Origin of the sequence: Pseudomonas sp. NPDC087690 (assembly GCF_044743175.1) — a bacterium.
GTDB lineage: Bacteria > Pseudomonadota > Gammaproteobacteria > Pseudomonadales > Pseudomonadaceae > Aquipseudomonas.
In genome coordinates, this window is sequence record NZ_JBIUVX010000009.1 from 127,771 (window position 1) to 148,446 (window position 20,676).

The following is a 20,676-nucleotide window of genomic DNA, read 5'->3' on the forward strand; positions in this document are numbered from 1 at the left end:
TCATGTAAGCATTCTCTTACATGACGTGCTGCTGTTCTCCCATATGCGTAGATTGGATCCACGGCTAATCTACATTTCATGGACGTCGCGCAGGAAGCGCAAAGCAACAACACGGACACGTAGGATTCTGCCAGGGTGGCGGAGTGAAATGGATGTCAGGGAAACAGTCTGCAAAGCCCCGCTTCGGCGGGGTTTTCTTTTGCCCGCAGAAAAGTGATCAGGCCAGAGGTTCCTGCTCAGGCCTCACTTCGCGCTGTATCACTTCCTCCAGCAATGTCTGCAACAGCGCCAAAGGTGCTTGCTGGCGCTGTACATCACGACAGACCAAACCAACCTTCAGTGGCACCCGTGGTTCGCTCAGCGGTTTCCACAACAGGTCCTGATCGTCGTATTCCTTCTGCGAACGACCCGGCAGCACCGTCGCCAGTTTGGTGTGCGGCAGACTGTCGAGAATCCCCACCATATTATTCAGCTCGGCCTGCACCTGCGGACGTCGCCCGAGGGCAGTGAGTTGTGCCTGCCAGATCTGGCGGATCTGAAACTCTTCGCCCAATAGCAACATCGGCAATTCAGCGGCCTGGCGCATCGAGACTTTCTTGAATTCGCGCAGCGGATGATCCGCCGGGATCACCAGTGTCAGTTCGTCTTCGTAGAGCATCACGCCGTGCAAGCCCGGTTGGCGCGGCGGGAGATAACTGATGCCGATATCCAGGGAGCCGTTGAGCAGACGTCGTTCGATCTCAAGCCCGGTCAATTCGTAAATCTGCACCACCAGATGCGGCTGCGCCTTGCGCACCCGCTCGAGCATTTGCGGCACCAGACTGGTGTGCACCGTCTGCAGCACGCCAATCGCCAGCGTGCGCAAGGCCTGGCCCTTGAAGTTGCCCAATGCCTCGCGCGCCCGTTGCAGACCGTCAAGCAGCGGCAGTGCGTGGTTGTACAAAGTATGCGCGGCGAGGGTGGGCAGCAGGCGTTTGCTGCTGCGCTCGAACAGGGTGACGTCAAGATTCTGTTCGAGCTGGCGAATCTGCTGCGACAGCGCCGGTTGCGAGATCGACAGGCGTTCAGCGGCACGGCCGACATGGCCTTCTTCGTAGACCGCGACGAAATAACGCAGTTGTTTGAAATCCATAAGTAATGCTTATCGAAAATGCTGGGAAATCGAAATGGCCCGAAGGCGTCAGTGAGCCTAGTCTAACCGCATTCACAAGGCTTACAGGGCCAGAAAGCGCGATGAATAGCGTTCGCTTTGATAGTGTTTACATAGGCAGTTCAAAACACCTCAAACGAGGTGTTTTTCAATGAATCTGTTCAGTTTGCGGCGCCAGATGCCGAGTCTTGATGACCTCGCTTTCGAGGCCAATCCTTCTGACCACAGCGAAAATCTCAGCGCCGAGCGCCTGATGCCCAGCGTCGAACGACCGCAACAGGTGTTCGTCCGGGGGCAGGGATCGTGGTTGTGGGACAGTAATGACCGCGCTTATCTCGACTTTTCCCAGGCCGGTGGCGCCAATAGCCTTGGCCACAGCCCCTCGGCGTTGGTCAAAGCCATCAGCAGTCAGGCGCAAGCACTGATCAACCCCGGTTTCAATCTGCATAATCGCGGCATGCTCAACCTCGCCGAGCGTCTGTGCGCCGCCACTTCCAGCGATCAGGCGTACTTGCTCAACAGCGGCAGCGAAGCCTGTGAAGCGGCAATCAAACTGGCGCGCAAATGGGGCCAACTGCATCGCGGCGGCGCCTCGCGGATTATTGTCGCGAAGCAGGGGTGTCATGGCCGTAGTCTCGCGACGATTTCTGCCTCGGACAGTTGCAACCTGCACAACCGTTTCGCGCCGCTGTTGCCAGGTTTCGATCTGGTGCCATTCAACGACTTGCCGGCGCTGCATGCGGCGGTCGATGCGCAAACCGTGGCAATCATGCTTGAACCGATCCAGAGTGATGCCGGGGTTGTGCCGGCCACCGAACATTACCTCAAAGGTGTCGAGCGGCTGTGCCGAGAACTGGGCATTCTGCTGATCCTCGACGAAGTGCAAACGGGCATCGGCCGCTGCGGATCCTTGCTCGCCGAACAATCCTACGGCGTGCGCGCCGATATCGTCGTGCTCGGTAAAGGGCTTGGCGGCGGCGTGCCCTTGGCAGCGCTGCTGGCGCGGGGCAAGGCCTGCTGTTTCGAGCCGGGCGAACTCGGTGGTACGCATCACGGCAACGCACTGATGACAGCCGCCGGTCTGGTGGTGCTCGACAGCGTGCACGACCGCAGCTTTCTCCAGCAGGTCAACGACAACGGTCAGCACCTGCGCGAGGGTCTGGCTCGATTGGCGCACCGCTACGACCACGGCGAACTGCGCGGCCAAGGCCTGTTCTACGGACTGACCCTGTCAGACGATTCCGCCGAAGCCGTGGTCCACGCCGCCCTCCACGAAGGCCTGCTGCTCAACGCCCCGCGAGCCAACTGCCTGCGCTTCACCCCGGCACTCACCGTCAGCAAAAGCAACATCGACGAAATGCTCCTGCGCCTGGGCCGCGCCTTCTCGCGAGTGCGCACCGCACAACTGCAATGCCGCAAGGGGATTGCCGTCTGAACTGAAGTTTCCTACCTGATTTCCAGAACCGTCTCGCGGTATAACGCACGCCCCACGCCTGATTCTTTTGGCGTGGGGCGTTTTTTTTGAGGTGGTGGCGATCAAATGGCAGTTGCACTGAACCCTGACGAACGGCGCAGGTCGATTAGCTTGTATGGCTCAAGTGAGCCAACCCCCATACAGGAGCTGCCCCATGGATTTCATTCGCATCATCATCGCTATTCTGTTGCCACCACTGGGTGTGTTTCTGCAGGTCGGGTTTGGCGGGGCGTTCTGGTTGAACATTCTGCTGACGTTGTGCGGGTATATTCCGGGGATCGTGCATGCGGTGTACATCATCGCCAAGCGCTGAGTCAGCGGCATAAACCTGTAGGAGCTGCGGCACGCTGCGATCTTTTGATTTTAATTCGAGGATCAGGATCAAAAGATCGCAGCGTGCCGCAGCTCCTACAGGGAGAGGGTTTCAGTCTGTAAATCCCATCACCCGCCGATAGAACTTCCACTCCTGCTCCAGCGCATGCGCCTGATTGGCCGCACGGCGGAAGCCGTGGCGTTCGTCGGGGTAGTAATGGGCTTCGACCGGGATGCCGTTCTGCTCCAGGGCCGTGACCATGTCGCGGGTCTGTTGCGGGACCACCACAGCGTCCAGTTCACCCTGAAAGAAAATCACCGGCACGCGGATGTTGCTCGCGTGCAGTAACGGCGTGCGGGCAGCGTAGCGTTCGGCGTCCTGTTCGGGATCGCCGATCAGCCAGTCCAGATAATCCCCCTCGAACTTGTGCGTCGCCCGAGCCAACGCTACCGGGTCACTGACACCGTAAAGGCTGGCGCCGGCGCGGAAGACCTGCTTGAACGCCAGCGCACACAACGTTGTGTAACCGCCCGCGCTGCCGCCCCGAATGAACGCGCGATCACCGTCGATCAAACCCTGCTCGGCCAGATAACTCACCACCGCGCAAGCATCCTCGACATCCACCTCACCCCAGCTCAGGTACAAGGCCTGGCGATATTCCCGGCCATATCCACTGCTGCCGCGATAGTTGAGATCAGCAACGGCGAAGCCACGTTGCGTCCAGTACTGAATGCGCGGATCAAGCATCGGGTAGCAGGCCGATGTCGGGCCACCGTGGATGAACACCACCAGCGGCGGTTTTGCCTCGCCGCTCATGGCTGGATAAAAGAACCCGTGAGCTTGGCCTGAACCACTTGGGTAGCGCAGTGTTTGCGGACGACTGATGCGTTCAGCAGGCAAGGGCGCCACGCCACCCACCAGCACGTTCACTTCTCGCGTGGTTCGATCAATGGCGATGACCGCCGAAGGACTGATCGGTGAGGCGGCGATGCAGTAGATAAGTCGCTCATCCACAGCGAGATGACGGAAGCGGCTGTAGTCACCCGTGAAATCTTCGTCACCGAGCGTCAGGCGGCCAAAACCACCTTCGCTCCAGCTCGCCAAATACGAATTATCAACAGGCAGCCAAGTGCAGCCGCCCAGTTGCCACGGTGCTGGCGCGTGATCGGCTTGTGCAGCAGGCAATGGTTCCAAACCGTCGGAAGTCTCAGCCCACGGCTGCCAGAATCCACCACGATCGGTCAGGCAATACAGGCGATTTTCGGCATCGAATCGCGGTTGTTGGATGGACTCTTCAAACTCGGCGCCGGCAACGCATCGCGGCGAACCAAATGCCCCGTCAGTCAATCGCTCAGCCACCATCAACCGAGTCGACGTCCATGGCTGATGCGGGCGACTCCACTCGATCCACGCTAAACGCTGGCCATCCACACTAAGGATTGGCGCCGCATAAAAATCCGCGCCTTCAGCCAATGAATGCCGCGTCCCGTCAGCCAGATCGATTGCTACGAGCCGATGCTGATCTTGCTGTTCTTCGACCGCCAGCACTTGGCCGAACGCAAAATGCAGATCGCCAAACCGACACTCGCCCGACGTCAGCGCCTCAGGTGCTCCATCCAGCGTCTGCCGATACAGCTGCTGATCCGCCTCCGCGACGAAAACCACCCCATCCGGCGTCAGACAAAACGCGCCACCGCCATATTCGTACACGCGACTGCGGACACTGAAGCCGTTCGGCGTCAGACATTTCGCCACGCCGTCGCGCCAGTGCCAGATCCGGCACGCGGCATCTTCCGGGCGATATTCATTCCAGAACAACCCGTTGACGCCGAGCTGAAGTTCGGCGAAGTCCATGCCGGCAGCGACGGCTTGCGAAGCGCTGAAAGGCTCAGCCCTTGGCGATGAGGCGCGAGTTTCGTTCATTGCGGAAGGCCAGTTGTTCGATGGTTTGGGTGGCGGTCTCGGCTTCTTCGCGGGCCTTGAGGATCACGCCGTGATGTTCGGATTTGCTGCACACAGGGTCAGCGTTGCTCGCATCACCGGTGAGCATGAATGCCTGGCAGCGGCAGCCGCCGAAGTCTTTTTCTTTCTCGTCGCAGGAGCGGCACGGCTCGGGCATCCAGTCGTAACCGCGAAAGCGGTTGAAGCCAAACGAGTCGTACCAGATGTGCTGCATGCTGTGATCGCGCACATTGGGAAATTGTACCGGCATCTGTCGGGCGCCATGGCAGGGCAGGGCGGTGCCGTCCGGAGTGACCGTCAGAAAGATGCTGCCCCAGCCGTTCATGCAGGCTTTCGGGCGTTCTTCGTAGTAATCCGGGGTGACGAAAATCAGCTTGCACGGATGCCCTTCGGCTTCCAGCTTCGCTCGATATTCATTGGTGATGCGTTCGGCGCGCACCAATTGCTCTTTGGTCGGCAGCAGGCCGACACGATTGAGCTGCGCCCAACCGTAAAACTGGCAAGTGGCGAGTTCAACAAAGTCGGCCTCAAGCGCAATGCACAGTTCGATGATGCGGTCGATCTTGTCGATGTTGTGCCGATGGGTGACGAAGTTCAGCACCATCGGATAACCGTGGGCCTTCACCGCGCGGGCCATTTCCAGCTTCTGCGCGAAAGCCTTTTTCGAACCGGCGAGCAGGTTGTTCACTTGCTCGTCGCTGGCCTGGAAACTGATCTGGATGTGATCGAGACCAGCCTTCTTGAAGTCGCTGATTTTTTGCTCAGTCAGGCCGATGCCGGAAGTGATCAGGTTGGTGTAAAAACCCAACTGCCGCGCTTCATGAATCAGCTCGGCGAGATCCTGACGCACCAGCGGCTCACCACCGGAAAAGCCCAGTTGCGCCGCGCCCATCTCCCGCGCTTCGCGAAAGACTTTGATCCACTGCTCGGTGCTCAGCTCTTTGCCCTGCTCGGCGAAATCCAGTGGATTGGAGCAGTACGGGCATTGCAGCGGGCAGCGATACGTCAGCTCGGCGAGCAGCCACAGCGGCAGGCCGATTTCAGGCTTGGGCGGCAGATCAGGCAAGTTCGATCCAGTGCTGTGCACGGGCAACCTCCATGAATTGCTCGATGTCGTCACCGAGCTCGGGCACGCCGGGGAACTGCTCGTCGAGTTGGGCGATGATCGCCGCCACATCGCGTTCGCCGTCAATCAAGCCGCCGATCAACGCAGCGGTTTCATTGAGCTTGATCATGCCTTCCGGATAGAGCAGCACGTGACCTTTCTGCGCCGGTTCGTACTGGAAGCGGTAGCCAGGGCGCCAGCTCGGGACTTTGCTGCGGTCGAAACTCATAAGGTGATTCCTTTATGCCAGACCCGTTGTTCGGTCACGCTGTGGTACGGCGGGCGGTTCAGTTCGTAGGCCATGCTCATGGCATCGAGCATGCTCCAAAGAATGTCCAGTTTGAACTGGAGAATTTCCAGCATGCGCTCCTGACCTTCGCGAGTCTTGTAGTGCTCCAGCGTGATCGCCAGACCATGCTCGACATCACGCCGCGCCTGACCGAGGCGGGTGCGGAAGTATTCGTAACCGGCCGGATCGATCCACGGGTAATGCTGCGGCCAGCTGTCGAGGCGCGACTGGTGGATCTGCGGCGCGAACAGCTCGGTCAGCGAACTGCTGGCGGCTTCCTGCCAACTGGCGCGGCGGGCGAAGTTGACGTAGGCGTCGACGGCGAAACGCACGCCGGGCAGCACCAGTTCCTGGGAGCGCAGTTGATCCGGGTCGAGACCGACCGCTTGACCGAGACGCAGCCAGGCTTCGATACCGCCGTCTTCGCCGGGGGCGCCGTCGTGGTCGAGCAGGCGCTGAATCCATTCGCGGCGGATTTCCCGATCCGGGCAATTGGCGAGGATCGCCGCGTCTTTCAGGGGGATGTTCACCTGATAGTAAAAGCGGTTGGCGACCCAGCCCTGAATCTGCTCGCGCGTGGCGCGGCCTTGGTACATCGCCACGTGATACGGGTGGTGGATGTGGTAGTAGGCGCCTTTGGCACGCAGGGCCGCTTCGAATTCGGTGGGGGACAGCGGGGAGTCGGTCATTGCGGTTCTCCGGGGAACAACCCTAGAAATATCTGGTGTCTGTGCCGGCCTTATCGCGAGCAGGCTCACTCCTACAGGTGATCGCATTCCAATGTAGGAGTGAGCCTGCTCGCGATAGACCGCGCAGCGTTCTCAAATGCTTACAGCACAATACTCATGCCATCGAACGCCACTTCAACATTACGCCGCGCCAACTCCGCACGCTCCGGCGAATCCTCATCGAGAATCGGGTTGGTGTTGTTGATGTGGATAAGCACTTTGCGCTGCTCAGGCAACTGCTCCAGCACTTCCAGCATGCCGCCAGATCCGTTCTGTGCCAGATGGCCCATCTCGCGACCGGTGCGAGTGCCGACGCCACGACGCTGCATCTCATCGTCATCCCACATCGTGCCGTCGACCAACAGGCAATCGCTGCCGGCCATGATTTCCAGCAACGGCGCATCGACCTTGCCCAGACCCGGCGCGTAGAACAGTTTGCCGCCGGTCTTCAGGTCTTCAACGATCAAGCCAATGTTGTCACCTGGGTGCGGATCGAAACGGTGCGGCGAGTACGGTGGCGCGGCGCTGCGCAGCGGCAGCGGAGTGAAACGCAGGTTCGGGCACGCGGCCACGGTGAAACTCTGGTCGAGTTCGATGCGGCTCCAGTCAAGCCCGCCGTTCCAGTGCGTGAGCATCTTGAACAGCGGAAAACCGGTGCTGAGGTCTTCATGAACCATGTCCGTGCACCAGACCTGATGCGGGCAACCTTCGCGCAGGCTGAGCAGACCGGTGGTGTGGTCGATCTGGCTGTCCATCAGGATGATCGCGCTGATGCCGGTGTCACGCAGGGCGCGGCCCGGTTGCATCGGGGCGAAGCTTTGCAGCTGCGCGCGGATGTCCGGCGAGGCGTTGCACAGCACCCAGTTCACGCCGTCATCGGAAATCGCGATGGACGATTGGGTACGGGCCTTGGCATTCAGGCTGCCGTCGCGAAAACCCGCGCAGTTGACGCAGTTGCAGTTCCACTGCGGAAAACCGCCGCCAGCGGCCGAACCCAGAATCTGGACGAACATGAACACTCCATCATTTCAACGCGGAAAATAAAACGCCCCGGCGAGCCGAGGCGTTGCACTGCAATTCTACGTAAGCAGAACTCAGCGGCTGGCGAAGTACATGGTGACTTCGAAGCCGATACGCAGGTCGGTGTAAGCTGGTTTTGTCCAGGACATGGGTGTCTCCTTCAGGGTTGGTGGGATAGCGCTGTCCATAGTTATAGTCCACGGCAGTGCATAGATGTTCCAAATAGTTAGGCTGCTATGTTACTCAAAATTTCCGGGTAAATGCCCATGAATCTTTGAGAAAGCTCCTTGCAGCCTCGGTAATGATCAATTTGCCGCTCACCACGGGGTTTCGGGCGCTGGATCGCTGGCGAGGCTGAGCCAGCCGCTCTCTGCGTCGATCAAGCGCTGCGCTGCGTTGAGCAGTGTTTGGCGATTCAGTTGGCCGATGGCGGCTATCAGTTGCTCAAGATAATCCGACGAGTGGCCGGCGAGTCTGGCCTGCCACAACAGTTCAGCGGCGTCTTTGTCCGCCAGGGTGGCAGCATCGAATTGATTGGCGAGGTTTTGCCGGTGCCGGTCGAGACTGGCGTCATCAAGCTGTTCGATCAAGGCGGGAACGCCTTTGAGGAACTGTTGAATGTGCTCGAGCAACTCCGCGGGTTTGGCACTTGGCGATTGCACGCCAAATAAAAGGCCGGTTTGTCCCTGAACCTGGCGAAGGGCACTGAACACCGCGTAGCCCAATTGCAATTCGACTCGCAGGCGCTGATAGAACGGCATCTGGCAAAGCTGCGCGAGCAGGCGCCATGCGGCTTCGTCGGCAATGTCGCCGCTGGCGGTTGGGCAGAACAGCAGCAAGGCATGTTCGCTGGAGGCGGTGTCGATGTGGCGCCACTGTTTTTGCGCGGTGAGCGCCGTCGGCGCGGGCAACTGATTGTCCGGAATGCCGGGAATACGGCTCAGCGCCAGGCCCATGGCAGATTGCGTTTGTTGGTTCAGACCCAGAGCGAGTCCGTCCCAGCGCGAAGTTGTCCACAGCTGTTTGGCATCGTCACCGGTTTTGGCGAATTGCAGAACCCGTTCCGGCAGCACTTCAAGCAATTGGCGAATGGGGATCAGCGGCGTTTTAGGCGCAGTAAGCGGCGAATCCGCCTCAACTTGCGTAAGACATTTCAGCGCGTGCTCAAGGACGCTGGGCATTGGCTCCTGCAGGCCGGTCAGTTTCAATAGCCATTGATTGCCCGTGGCGCTGAAAGACAAGTCAACGCCGGCCTCGCGCGCGTCCTGCTGCGTTTGCCAGAGACTACGCTGCAACCGCGATTGCAGATCTGCGCTGGCGGCGGCCTCCACCTGCCAGCGTAGATAAATCGCGCCTTCATCGCCGCCGTCCGGCAACGCCTGGCTGAACTGCATCGGTGAGCGTTCGCGCCGGCCGCGCGAGCGATCCTGAGCAAACGTGCGCAGGCCACGGTGGGCGCTGGTCTGGCCGCGAATCAGTCCGGCGTTGGCCAACGGTTCGCCGGTTCGCAGAAAAGGATTGGCGGCGGGCAGGTGCCATTGGTTGGCGAAGTTATCCACAGTGCCGATTTCACGGAGGATCTGCGTGAGGGCTGCTACGCCCGCCTCGGACAGGCCATTATCCAGCTGTTCGCTGTCGAGTCGCGCCAGTTGCAGTGCGCCGCTGACTTGCTGATGCCGCTGAAGCAAGGCCGCGTATTCTTTGCGCAATGGTGTCCAATCCTGCTGAGCAAAGAAGCTCAGCCAATCCAGCAGTTGTTCGCGAATGGCGTTTAACGGCTCGGAGGGGGCGGTGAGTTCCAGATGCAACAACGCTTGCCCGGCAAACTGATAAACCGGCGTGGCTTTCAACCCATCCGCCAGTTGTTGTTGCTGCAAATACGCCAGCAGTCCGCCGGGCTTGGCGCTGCTTAGCCAATGGCAGAGAAACGCCAAAGCTTCGACAGATGACTCAGGCAAAGCATCAAGCGCGAATAACAGATTGCCGCGTCTCTCAGCGACCTGTTGATAACTTTTCACCGCCAGCGGCAGGGGCGCGGCCTGCGCAACTTTATCCCCAACCGGCAACTTGGACGCGAATGACTCAGCCAGCGCTTTGAGTTCTTCAAGACTTTGCGGGCCCGTCAGACTCAAGGTCATTTGCCCGGTCTGATAAAACTGTTGGTGGAAATCTTTCAACGCCTGCTGAAACGCCGGATCTTCCACGCTCAGGCTTTCCCGGTTACCCGCATGAAATCCGCGCAGCGGATGCTCTGCCGGTAAACCTTCGTACAAGGCAAACTGCTGCTGCGCTGCAGGATCCTGCGACCAAGCGACAAATTCCGCCTGCAACACTTCGCGTTCCCGCAACTGATCGTGCAGATTCATACGCGGCTTGGCGAGCATGTCTGACAGATGTTCCAGCCCAGCGCTGAACGAACGTGTTGGCAACTCAAAGAAAAAATCTGTAGTACGTTCGCGGGTGCTGGCATTCACTTGGCCACCGTGACCTTGCACATAGGCCATCAGCCCTTCGCCCGCAGGAAAACGCTCAGTGCCGAGAAACAACAAATGCTCGAGAAAATGCGCCAGCCCCGGCCACGCCAATGGCACGTCATGGCTACCTGCAGCTACGCGCAACGCGGCGGCGCTGCGCTTCAGACCGGGCACATGACGCAGGGTCACACGCAAGCCGTTGGCCAGGGTTTCAGTGTGGGGGCGGGGGTGAGTCAGCGCAGGCATGGGCACTTCCAGAACAGTGAAGTGCCAATGCTAGCGGATTAACGCTGGTTGAGCGCGCCGTAAAGCTCGGGGCGGCGATCGCTGAGGTAGCGATTGGCCGCGCGCGAGTCGAGCATCAACTGTCGATCCAGTTCGCCGATGATCAGCGCTTCGTCGAGTCCGGCCTGGGCAATACGGCTGCCGTCCGGCGCGGCGAGGCTGCTTTGCCCGCAATAATGGATCTCGCCTTCGCTGCCGCAATAGTTGGCGTAAGCCACGTAGCACTGGTTTTCGAAGGCACGCGAACGCACCGTGACGTCGGCGACGAAATCGAATGGGATCATGTTCGCCGTCGGCACCAGAATCAGCTCGGCGCCGGCGAGCGCCAGACGTCGGGTGTTTTCCGGGAACTCCAGGTCGTAGCAGATCAGGAAACCGAGCTTCCAGCCGTTGAGTTCGACGATGGGGAAATCATCGTCGCCGGGACTGAACATCGAGCGATCCAGATCACCAAACAGATGCGTCTTGCGGTAATTGCACAGGCGCTCGCCGTGCGAGTCGATCAGCTGCACGGCGTTGTAGATCTGCCCGTCGGCAGTGCGCTCCGGATAGCCGTAAACAATCGCCAAACCTGCGGCTTTGGCGATTCGTCCGATCTGCTGCGCCCATTCACCGTTGTAGACCTCGGCCAATGTGCTGACCGCTTCGGCGCCAATGTTGTAGCCGGTCATGAACATCTCCGGCAGCACCAGCAGGTCAGCGCCCTTGGCCTCCATCGCCACTTGATGCAGGCGTTGCAGGTTGGTGGCGGGGTCCAGGGGCAGCGGCGGACATTGGTAAAGGGCTACACGCATCAGGGATTCCTCTTACTCGGGCAGGGCGATAGGGCCGATGTCTTTGAACACATCACCCGGGCCGGGGTTCGCTTTATGTGTCGAACCGCCGAAATGCTTCATGATCCCCCACACCGCGTTGAGCGAGGTCTGCACCGCGCCTTCAACCCATGCCGGCGTCCAGGAAACGTCGTCGCCGGCGATGAAAATCCCGCGCTGCTCGGCCGGCATCTCGTCCTGCATGAAGTGCGCGTACATGCGCTGGTTGTAACGATAGTGGCCGGGCAGGGCGCCCTTGAACGCACCGAGGAAGTAAGGATCGGCTTCCCAGGAAACGGTGATCGGATCACCAATGATCCGCGCGGCGATGTCGACTTTCGGATAGATCTTTTTCAATGCATTCAACGCCAGCTCCACGCGTTTCTCCACCGGATGCGGCAGCATCTTCAGCGCATCGCTCATCCACGAGTACGACAGGCAGATCACCCCCGGTTTGTCGTCGCCGTTGTCGAACAGGTAAGTGCCACGGGTCAGGCGATCAGTGAGGGTCATGCTCATCAAATCGCGGCCGGTTTCCGGATCCTTGTCCTTCCAGAACGGCCGGTCGACCATCACAAAGGTTTTCGACGACTGCATGTAGCGGGTGCGGTCGAGGGCCATCCACATCTTCTGCGAGAACAGGCTTTCGTCGCATTCGATCTGCGTGGTCAGCAGCCAGCTCTGGCAAGTGGTCAGCACAGCGGCGTATTCGCGGGTGTCGCCGTTGTTGTCGGTGACCGCGAAACGGCCATCCGGCGCGTGGGCGATTTTCTTCACGCCGGAACGCGGCGCACCACGGTGCAGGGATTTCAGGCTGGTGCCCTCCGGCCAGTGCACGCAGCGCTCCGGCACATGCCGCCAGATGCCTTGCGGCACTTGCTCAACGCCGCCGACCACCAAGTGTTGGTGATCGTCACAGTTGGTCATCACCACGCGGAAGATTTCCAGCATCGAGTTCGGGAAGTCCGAGTCCCAGCCGCCGGTGCCGAAACCGACCTGACCAAACACTTCGCGGTGATGGAACGACAGTTTGGCAAAGGCTTCCGAGGTGGCGACGAAGTCATAGAACGTGCGGTCGTCCCACAGCGGCACCAAGGTATTCCACAGCTCTTTCAGACGGGGCACATCGCGATCGCGGATGGCTTGCTGGATATCGGCGAACTGCGAACCGGCCTCCAGCGCATCCGCCCAGGCGTCAGCCACTTCCTGGAACAATGCAGGAAGATCCGCCAGTTTCTGTGCGTAATGGGTTTTGCCTTCCAGATCGATCACGGTGCTGCCGGAGGCTGGCGTCAGCGGGTTCGGGAAAGGTTTGGTTTCCAGGCCGAGCTTGTCGACGTAGTGATAGAACGCGGTGGAAGACACTGGGAAACGCATGCCGCCGAGTTCAGCGACGATGCCGTCAGTGCCGTTGAACGCTTGCGAGCGCAAACGACCGCCAAGCTTCGACGCCTCATAAACCACCGGTTTCAGGCCGAGCTTCATCAACTCGTAAGCCGCCACCAGACCGGCAATGCCCGCGCCGACAATCGCCACTTCAGCGCCGTGATTGTGCTCAGGAATGCTGCCGAGACCGGCCGGGTGTTCGATCCAGTCGTCGAACGCGAACGGAAAGTCCGGGCCGAAAATGGTAACTGGTTTCTTACCGTCTGCAGGATGGCGATTGTTCTTGTTCATGGCTGACCTTGCTGGCGACCCGACGCAGGATGCGCGTCTGAGTATAGGAAAAGATGCCAGCCATTCTAGGGAGCGTGGAACACGTTAATAAGACGCAAATTGTCGTCGTTTTGCCAGATTAGCGATCAATATGACGAGCAGCGAATACACACCGACCAAAATGTGGGAGCGAGCCTGCTCGCGAAGAGGCTCTGAAATTCACCCGAGAAGCTCGATCAAAACTTTAAACCGGCTGCCCCCGATCAATCTTGCTACTCAAAATGATCGAAGTGGTGGTCTTCTCCACCCCATCCACGCTGCCAATCTGATCCAGCAGTTGATCCAACTGCTCCGGCGAATCGGTACGCAACCACGCCACATAATCAAACTCGCCACTCACGGCACAAAGCTGCTGCACCTGCGCCATCGCACTTAACCGACGCAACACCTCTTTGCCGGAACGCGGCTGTACCTTGATCCCGACGTAGGCCTGCAAGCCGCCATCGACCACCCGCTGACCCAAGCGCACGCCATAACCGGTGATCACCTTGGCTTTTTCCAGACGCGCCAATCGCGACGTCACTGTGGTGCGCGCAATGCCCAATTGGCGGGCAAGCATTGCCACGCTCTCGCGAGCGTTGATTTGCAGGGCGGCGATTAGCTGCCGGTCGATTTCATCAAGCACGGGCGGGCGGGTGTCTGGCAAGGGGGCGGTTCCATGGTGTGTGGGGGGGGGCGATGAGTTGTGCATGTTACAGGCACTACGAGCGACACGTTGCGGGTGATGTTGGGGCGGTTCACCCAAGCGTCGACGCTATCGTTGCGCTGAAACAAACCATCGGATATTTGATTTGACTTGCCTGGCCTATTTATCAAGAATGCCAGCAAGAGCGCGAAATCTGCTGCCTTGCAGGGCATTAGCGGACGTAGGTACCTCGGCGATGCTGCAACATCGGTGTAAGGTGAGACCTCTTCATCCCATTTCCTGAGGATGCAAATATCAGGATTCAAACATCAAGGGCAGCCAAATGGCTGCCCTTTTCTTTGTCTTCAAGAATGTACCGCTTGTACAAAAGCTCGCCTTGGCGGTGTCTGTTCATTGCTCTGGCCGGAGCGTGCATGAAGTTCCAGAGGACATGCCCGTTTCGCACATCGACCACGACAAGCATGTCGTTTTTTGCCTCATAGGCATTGATGAATGCCATTCGGTAACCACCATTATCGTAAAGGACTTTCCAGACTTCGAAAGGTCCCGCGAGCGTATCGATGGCATGTCGAACATAGCGTTCTCGGGAGTCTGGGCGTTTCTCAACGATGTGGGCCAGTTTGTCGCGCATGACTGCAACGTTTCCAATGGGTGTGAGAATAGTAACGGCCAAAACGGACTCGTCGATGAAGCCGAAGTGATCGAAGAGGATTTTGAGGGCGCCCTCTGTGTCTTCAGCCCTTTTTACTTCTTCTATTGCGGCTGACCGAAGTTCTCTGGATAGCGTTCTCAGATCGGGTAACGCAAGATCGATCCAGGTTTGTTGGTCGGCCGCTTCTTTTATCAATGGCGCAGTATTCACCAGCATGAAAACAATCCTGAACGAGCGGTGGCGTCCGGAGATTACTCGTCTGGAGAAAAGGTCAACAAGGCAGGAGAGTGGGAGAAAACATAGGTTAGGAACATTCCTACAGACCTTGCGGCTGTATTCCTCGAAACGCGCTTCGGAACTTGCCTACAGCCTTCGGGGAAGTCTTCCGAACATTGCGCTCGCCAAGACATCGATACCTAATCCATCGCCCAAGAAAAAGCCGCGCATTTAGCGCGGCTTTCAATTTGGTGGGCCCACACGGACTTGAACCGTGGACCAAAGGATTATGAGTCCTCTGCTCTAACCAACTGAGCTATAGGCCCTCAGTAGGTCGCGGATTATAGCGACGGTTTCTCGGCTGTGCTATCCGAATAATCCGATACGGTTACACGCAGAAACGTTGCCGCGAATTCTTCCGGGGGCAGTGGCAGGCTGACGATGTAGCCCTGGATCTGTTCGCAGCCTTCGGCAGCGAGAAATTGTTGTTGTGCCTGGGTCTCTACGCCCTCGGCAATCACGGTGAATTGCATGCTGCGACCAAGGGCGATGATGGCTCGGACAATCGCTGCATCGTGGGGGTCGTCGGGCAGCCCGCGGACGAAGGACTGGTCGATTTTGAGGATGTCGAGTGGCAGTCGCTTGAGGTAACTGAGTGAGGAATAGCCGGTGCCGAAGTCGTCGATCGCCAGTTGTACGCCGAGATGTTTGAGCTGGTGCAGCACGGCCAGCGCCTCTTCGGCCTGACTCATGATGAAATTCTCGGTAATTTCCAGTTGCAGTAAATCCGGCTGCAGGCCGTTGTCGTTGAGCAGTTGTTCGATGCGTCCGAGCAGATTGGGCTGGCGCAACTGCGCGCCGGCGAGGTTGACTGAGAGCGGGCCGAGGCTGTCGTAGACCTGATTCCATTCGAACATCTGCCGGCACGCGGTCTCCAGCACCCAGTCGCCGATCTGCAGGATCATGCCGTTTTCTTCGGCCAGCGGAATGAAGTGCTCTGGCGGTACGTCGCCAAAGGTCGGGTGGCGCCAGCGAATCAATGCTTCGGCACCAACCAGGCGGTGATCCTCCAGACTGATTTTTGGTTGGTAGTAGAGAAACAATTCATCGCGCTCGATGGCTCGGCGCAGTTCGTGTTCCAGCGCCACGCGTTCGCTCGCTTGGGCAGTGAGGTCGCGGGTGTAACTCTCGACGCGATTGCGGCCCTTGGCCTTGGAACGGTACATCGCCGCGTCGGCGTTTTTTACCAATGTGGCGACGTCACAGCCATCGTGCGGGTAGAGGCTGGTGCCGATGCTGGCACTGATGAAAAACTCATGCTCGCCAGCCTGGAACGGCGCACCGAAGCAATTGAGCAGTTTGCTAGCGATGTTGTCGGCGTCGCTGGCCTGTTGCAGGCCGGGCAGCAGGATGATGAACTCATCGCCGCCCAGCCGCGCCACCGTGTCGATGTCGCGCAACTGTTCTTTCAAACGCACGGCAATGCCCTTGAGCAGCAGGTCGCCGACCGGGTGACCAAGGCTGTCGTTGATGTGTTTGAAGCGATCGAGGTCGAGGAACAGCACGGCGCCCTGGCCGCCGTTTTCCTGCTGATTGTTGAGTGCAGTGAGCAAACGGCTTTCGAACAGCGTGCGATTGGGCAGGCCGGTCAGCGGGTCATGGTGCGCCTGATAGTCGAGTTTGGCCTGCGCATGTTTGAGGCTGGAAATGTCGGCAAACACTGCGACGAAGTGGGTGATGAATTTGTCACGATTACGCACGGCGCTGATGGTCAGCCAACTCGGGTACAGCTCGCCGTTCTTGCGCCGATTGGAGATCTCGCCTTGCCAGTGTCCTTCGTCGGTCAACTGGTGCCACATCGCCGCATAAAAAGCGCTGTCGTGCAGGCCGGAAGCGAGCAAGCGCGGTGTATGACCGAGGGCTTCGCTCTCGCTGTAGCCGGTGATCTCGGTAAAGGCACGGTTGACCGCGCTGATGTGCTGCTGAGTATCGGTGATCAACACACCTTCGGCGGTGCTCTCGAATACGGTCGCGGCTTGCTGCAGTTTTTCCTGCATCAGATGACGCTCGGTGATGTCACGGGCGATGGTCAGCATGCAGTCTTCTTCGCCGATCGGCAGCGGACGGCTGGAGACTTCGCAGAGGCGAATCTGCCCGTCGCTGCGGCGGATATGGCAGGTGAAGTCGCGGACGAAACCATCCCGGTGCAACAGATCGAGCATCTGTTTGCGTTCGTTGAGGTTGACCCAGATCCCCAGGTCCAGCGCCGAACGATCTACCGACATCGCACTGTTGAAGCCGGTGATGCGGCTGAAACCTTCGTTGACCTCCAGCAGCAAACCATCGCTCTGGCGCGACAGCAACAAACCGTCCGGTGAGGCGTGGAAGGCCTTGGCGAACTTCTCTTCGGAGGTTTGCAGCTGTTGTTGGGTTTCCTTGAGCTGGGTGATGTCGCGCACCACGACCACCAATGCGGGCGTGGTGTCGAGGTCGAATGGCTCGGCGGAAATCAGGCCGGTGAACAACTGGCCGTTGTTGCGGCGAAAGGGCAGTTCCAGATTGCGGATGCTGCCAGCCTGCAAGCGCTGCAACAGCCCTGGCCCGACACCGGGGATGCCCCAGATATTCAGGTCAGTGGCGGTTTGACCAATGACTTCTTCGGCTTTCAGGCCGATCTGCTCTTCAAACGCTTCGTTGACCTCCAGCAGACAACCGTCAGACAGGCGCGCGATGACCAGGATGTCCGGACATTGCTGGAACACCGAAGCAAACTTCTGCTCGGACAGCCGCAGCGCTTCTTCGGTACGCTTGATTTCGCTGATATCGATCATCAGGCCGCGCATCACCGGTTCGTGGCCATGTTCGATCAGGCTGACGATGTCGCGCACCCAAAGGCAGCGGCCATCGGCGGTGATGACGCGATAATCGACGATGTGGTCGCGGCCTTCACGCAGGGCTTCTTTGCAATAACTCTGGGTGCGGGTCAGGTCGGCCGGATGAATGATGTTGTGCCAGAAGCCTGGAATCAGCCAATGGGATTGTGGGTAGCCGAGCAAGTCTTCGGCGTGGGGCGACACATAGCTGTAGGTGAAGTCGCTCATGCGCGCTTCCCAGGCGATGGCCGAAAGACTTTCCACCAGGCCGCGGTAGTGATATTCGCTGCTGCGCAGCTCCTGTTCGAGGTCGATTCGACGGGCGATTTCCGAACTCAGGCGGCGGTTGATGCGGATCACCACGGCCAGGATGGTGATCAGCAATAACAGCCCCGGCAGGCCGTAGATCAGCAGGTCTGACCAGAATGTCCGGTGATCGAGGACGTTGCCGACCCAGTGTTCCTGAATACTGCTGATTTCGTCCGGGCTCATGTCGGCGAGGACTTTGTCGAGAATCCCCACCAGCACCTTGTTGTCGCGGGGCACGGCCATCGCCAATTGGTAGCGATAGGGTGTTTCGCCGCTGACGTACAAACCGTCGAGCTTGAGCTGGCGCAGGCTCCAGACGCTGGAAGCGAGGTCGCCGACCACCGCGTCGACCTCGTCGGTGGCCAGGGCCTGCAAGGCTGAGCTGACATTCGGCATGGCCACCAGATTCAGATCCGGGTGGTGAGTGCGCAAGAGCTCATGCGGTGCGTAGTTTTCCACTACGGCGATTTTCAGGCCGTACAGGTCGTCGAGTTTGCGCGGTTGCGCACCTCCGACGTGGGCGAGGATCACAATCGGGAAGTCGAGGTAAGGCCGGGTGAATGAGAGATAGGTCTGGCGTTCCGGGGTCGACATGATTCCCGGCAGCAGGTCGATCTTGCCTTGTTTGACCTGCTCCAGCACTACCGTCCAGCTCACCGGTTCGATGGGTGTCAATTTGATAGCGAGGCGTTGACGAATAACGTCGATATAGTCGGCCGCCAAGCCTTGATAACGGTTCTGGTCGTCGCGGTACTCGAACGGCGGCCACGACGCATCGACACCCAGATGCAAATCCGGGTGAGCCGCCAGCCAGCTACGTTCTTCATCGGTCAGAGTCAGCGCGTCAGCCGTTGCGGTCCAGATCATCAGTGACAGCAAAAAAAGCACGGACGCCAGTCTGGGCATAACGCTCTCGTTATGGCTCGGGGATGATTGTTTCGAGTGTAGACGGGGTATGCGGGGGAGGGGGGATGCGCGGGATTTAATCTGCCATATAAACAAAACCCCCGGCCTGGGCCGGGGGTTCTGGTATCACTCGTCGAGGAAGGAGCGCAGATGCTCGCTTCGCGTCGGGTGGCGCAGCTTGCGCAGCGCCTTGGCTTCGATCTGACGGATCCGCTCACGCGTTACGTCAAACTGTTTGCCCACTTCTTCGAGTGTGTGGTCGGTGTTCATGTCGATACCGAAACGCATGCGCAGTACTTTGGCTTCACGGGCAGTGAGGCCGGACAGCACTTCGCGAGTCGCTTCTTTGAGGCTCTCAACAGTGGCGACATCGATTGGCGACTGCATGGTCGAGTCTTCGATGAAGTCACCCAGATGGGAGTCTTCGTCATCACCGATCGGCGTTTCCATGGAGATCGGCTCTTTAGCGATCTTCAATACCTTGCGGATTTTATCCTCAGGCATTTCCATGCGTTCGCCCAGCTCTTCCGGAGTCGGTTCGCGACCCATTTCCTGCAACATCTGCCGGGACATACGGTTGAGCTTGTTGATCGTCTCGATCATGTGCACCGGAATACGGATGGTGCGGGCCTGGTCTGCGATCGAGCGATTGATCGCCTGACGGATCCACCAGTTTTCATAATTCGAGAACTTGTAACCACGACGGTATTCGAACTTGTCTACCGCTTTCATCAGACCGATGTTGCCTTCCTGGATCAGATCGAGGAACTGCAGGCCACGGTTGGTGTACTTCTTGGCGATCGAGATCACCAGACGCAAGTTGGCTTCAACCATCTCTTTCTTCGCGCGGCGGGCCTTGGCCTCACCGATCGACATGCGACGGTTGATGTCCTTGATTTCAGCGATGGTCAGACCGGTCTCAGTTTCCAGCGCAATCAGCTTCTGCTGGCAACGAAGGATATCCGGCTGCACGCGACCGATGGCTTCGGCGTACTTGCTCTTGCCTTTGGCCAGAGCGTCGGACCAGCTTTCGTCAACTTCATTGCCCGGGAACTGACGCAGGAAATCGGCGCGTGGCATACGTGCATCACGTACACACAGTTGCATGATCGCGCGCTCTTGCTGACGCAGACGATCCAGGGCGCCGCGAACACGCTCGACCAAACCTTCGAATTGCTTCGGTACCAGTTTGATCGGCATGAACAACTCGGCCAGAGCCAACAATTCGGCAATCGCTGCCTTGTTGTTGCGACCGTGTTTTTTCAGCGCCTTGCGGGTGACTTCCATCTGATCAGCCACGGCGCCGAAGCGCTGGGCAGCGATGACCGGATCCGGACCGCTTTCGGCTTCTTCTTCGTCATCGGAAGATTCGGCTTCATCGTCGTCGGTTTCGTCGTCGGCTTTCGCTGCTTTCGCTTCGACAGGCGGCGGCACTTCGGCAGGCGGCGCGATGCCGTCGTCCGGGTCGATATAACCGCTCAGGACGTCGGACAGGCGACCACCTTCGGTGGTGACGCGGGTGTACTCGGAGAGAATGTGGTCAACCGTGCCAGGGAAGTGCGCGATTGCGCTCATCACTTCACGAATGCCCTCTTCGATCCGCTTGGCGATTTCGATTTCGCCTTCACGAGTCAGAAGCTCGACCGTACCCATTTCACGCATGTACATGCGCACTGGGTCAGTGGTGCGACCGATATCGGTCTCCACCGCTGCCAACGCAGCGCCTGCATCTTCCGCAGCGGACAC

At 59.0% G+C, this 20,676-nt stretch carries 16 protein-coding genes and 1 tRNA gene; 2 read left to right on the forward strand and 15 right to left on the reverse strand.

The window, feature by feature from the left end:
• Window positions 1-217 precede the first annotated feature (217 nt).
• The gene (locus ACIPIZ_RS13075; protein ID WP_105705743.1) at window positions 218-1,132 is read right to left on the reverse strand and encodes a LysR family transcriptional regulator; all 915 of its coding nucleotides are present in this window, start codon (window positions 1,130-1,132) and stop codon (window positions 218-220) included.
• 169 nt (window positions 1,133-1,301) lie between these two features.
• Here ACIPIZ_RS13075 and ACIPIZ_RS13080 point away from each other — a divergent pair, with 169 nt between their 5' ends.
• Together ACIPIZ_RS13080 and ACIPIZ_RS13085 are read left to right on the forward strand one after the other, a co-directional pair.
• Window positions 1,302-2,585 carry an aspartate aminotransferase family protein gene (locus tag ACIPIZ_RS13080; RefSeq protein WP_401165610.1) on the forward strand — a complete coding sequence of 428 codons (1,284 nt, stop codon included), beginning with the start codon at window positions 1,302-1,304 and terminating at the stop codon, window positions 2,583-2,585.
• A 193-nt stretch (window positions 2,586-2,778) separates the two neighbouring features.
• Window positions 2,779-2,937: a YqaE/Pmp3 family membrane protein gene (locus tag ACIPIZ_RS13085; protein WP_003228885.1), complete on the forward strand. Its 159-nt coding sequence runs from the start codon at window positions 2,779-2,781 to the stop codon at window positions 2,935-2,937.
• Window positions 2,938-3,048: 111 nt separating this feature from the next.
• On the opposite strand, the gene ACIPIZ_RS13090 is transcribed toward ACIPIZ_RS13085, so the two are convergent.
• The 14 genes from ACIPIZ_RS13090 to rpoD all read right to left on the reverse strand — a co-directional run.
• A complete protein-coding gene (locus ACIPIZ_RS13090) occupies window positions 3,049-4,860 on the reverse strand; it encodes a prolyl oligopeptidase family serine peptidase (RefSeq protein ID WP_401165612.1) in 1,812 nt (603 codons plus the stop codon).
• Entirely contained in the window at window positions 4,826-5,986 is a 1,161-nt protein-coding gene (gene pqqE, locus ACIPIZ_RS13095) for a pyrroloquinoline quinone biosynthesis protein PqqE (protein WP_159815430.1), read from the reverse strand. Before pqqE ends, ACIPIZ_RS13090 begins: the two co-directional genes overlap by 35 nt.
• Entirely contained in the window at window positions 5,958-6,233 is a 276-nt protein-coding gene (pqqD, locus tag ACIPIZ_RS13100) for a pyrroloquinoline quinone biosynthesis peptide chaperone PqqD (protein WP_129395779.1), read from the reverse strand. The genes pqqE and pqqD overlap by 29 nt, the downstream gene beginning before the upstream one ends.
• On the reverse strand, window positions 6,230-6,982 hold the full coding sequence (pqqC, locus tag ACIPIZ_RS13105; RefSeq protein ID WP_150647667.1) for a pyrroloquinoline-quinone synthase PqqC: 753 nt from the start codon (window positions 6,980-6,982) through the stop codon (window positions 6,230-6,232). The genes pqqD and pqqC overlap by 4 nt, the downstream gene beginning before the upstream one ends.
• Window positions 6,983-7,122: 140 nt before the next feature.
• Window positions 7,123-8,034, reverse strand: coding sequence for a pyrroloquinoline quinone biosynthesis protein PqqB (gene pqqB, locus ACIPIZ_RS13110; protein ID WP_401165614.1), 912 nt, complete (start codon window positions 8,032-8,034; stop codon window positions 7,123-7,125).
• Between the two features lie 81 nt (window positions 8,035-8,115).
• The gene (gene pqqA / locus ACIPIZ_RS13115; protein WP_003422658.1) at window positions 8,116-8,190 is read right to left on the reverse strand and encodes a pyrroloquinoline quinone precursor peptide PqqA; all 75 of its coding nucleotides are present in this window, start codon (window positions 8,188-8,190) and stop codon (window positions 8,116-8,118) included.
• A gap of 168 nt (window positions 8,191-8,358) precedes the next feature.
• A complete protein-coding gene (gene pqqF / locus ACIPIZ_RS13120) occupies window positions 8,359-10,761 on the reverse strand; it encodes a pyrroloquinoline quinone biosynthesis protein PqqF (protein WP_401165616.1) in 2,403 nt (800 codons plus the stop codon).
• Between the two features lie 38 nt (window positions 10,762-10,799).
• Window positions 10,800-11,594, reverse strand: a complete 795-nt coding sequence (locus tag ACIPIZ_RS13125) for a carbon-nitrogen hydrolase family protein (protein WP_401165618.1) — start codon at window positions 11,592-11,594, stop codon at window positions 10,800-10,802.
• Window positions 11,595-11,606: 12 nt separating this feature from the next.
• Window positions 11,607-13,289, reverse strand: a complete 1,683-nt coding sequence (locus ACIPIZ_RS13130) for an NAD(P)/FAD-dependent oxidoreductase (protein WP_064388224.1) — start codon at window positions 13,287-13,289, stop codon at window positions 11,607-11,609.
• Window positions 13,290-13,512: 223 nt separating this feature from the next.
• Window positions 13,513-13,974 (reverse strand): Lrp/AsnC family transcriptional regulator, encoded by a 462-nt coding sequence (locus ACIPIZ_RS13135; RefSeq protein WP_134178013.1) that lies wholly within the window; start codon window positions 13,972-13,974, stop codon window positions 13,513-13,515.
• A gap of 301 nt (window positions 13,975-14,275) precedes the next feature.
• Window positions 14,276-14,842 carry a PBECR2 nuclease fold domain-containing protein gene (locus ACIPIZ_RS13140; protein ID WP_122660110.1) on the reverse strand — a complete coding sequence of 189 codons (567 nt, stop codon included), beginning with the start codon at window positions 14,840-14,842 and terminating at the stop codon, window positions 14,276-14,278.
• 249 nt (window positions 14,843-15,091) lie between these two features.
• A tRNA-Ile gene (locus tag ACIPIZ_RS13145) sits at window positions 15,092-15,168 on the reverse strand.
• Window positions 15,169-15,183: 15 nt separating this feature from the next.
• A complete protein-coding gene (locus tag ACIPIZ_RS13150) occupies window positions 15,184-18,930 on the reverse strand; it encodes a bifunctional diguanylate cyclase/phosphodiesterase (RefSeq protein WP_064390794.1) in 3,747 nt (1,248 codons plus the stop codon).
• Between the two features lie 126 nt (window positions 18,931-19,056).
• On the reverse strand, window positions 19,057-20,676 hold a 1,620-nt coding region (rpoD, locus tag ACIPIZ_RS13155), incomplete at its 5' end, for an RNA polymerase sigma factor RpoD (RefSeq protein ID WP_401165621.1).

Bases quoted from the DNA above. Each gene is read 5' to 3' on its own strand.
- ACIPIZ_RS13075 (WP_105705743.1), bottom strand. From the start codon at position 1,132: ATGGATTTCAAACAACTGCGTTATTTCGTCGCGGTCTACGAAGAAGGC.
- ACIPIZ_RS13080 (WP_401165610.1), top strand. From the start codon at position 1,302: ATGAATCTGTTCAGTTTGCGGCGCCAGATGCCGAGTCTTGATGACCTC.
- ACIPIZ_RS13085 (WP_003228885.1), top strand. From the start codon at position 2,779: ATGGATTTCATTCGCATCATCATCGCTATTCTGTTGCCACCACTGGGT.
- ACIPIZ_RS13090 (WP_401165612.1), bottom strand. From the start codon at position 4,860: ATGAACGAAACTCGCGCCTCATCGCCAAGGGCTGAGCCTTTCAGCGCT.
- pqqD (WP_129395779.1), bottom strand. From the start codon at position 6,233: ATGAGTTTCGACCGCAGCAAAGTCCCGAGCTGGCGCCCTGGCTACCGC.
- pqqC (WP_150647667.1), bottom strand. From the start codon at position 6,982: ATGACCGACTCCCCGCTGTCCCCCACCGAATTCGAAGCGGCCCTGCGT.
- pqqB (WP_401165614.1), bottom strand. From the start codon at position 8,034: ATGTTCGTCCAGATTCTGGGTTCGGCCGCTGGCGGCGGTTTTCCGCAG.
- pqqF (WP_401165616.1), bottom strand. From the start codon at position 10,761: ATGCCTGCGCTGACTCACCCCCGCCCCCACACTGAAACCCTGGCCAAC.
- ACIPIZ_RS13125 (WP_401165618.1), bottom strand. From the start codon at position 11,594: ATGCGTGTAGCCCTTTACCAATGTCCGCCGCTGCCCCTGGACCCCGCC.
- ACIPIZ_RS13130 (WP_064388224.1), bottom strand. From the start codon at position 13,289: ATGAACAAGAACAATCGCCATCCTGCAGACGGTAAGAAACCAGTTACC.
- ACIPIZ_RS13140 (WP_122660110.1), bottom strand. From the start codon at position 14,842: ATGCTGGTGAATACTGCGCCATTGATAAAAGAAGCGGCCGACCAACAA.
- ACIPIZ_RS13150 (WP_064390794.1), bottom strand. From the start codon at position 18,930: ATGCCCAGACTGGCGTCCGTGCTTTTTTTGCTGTCACTGATGATCTGG.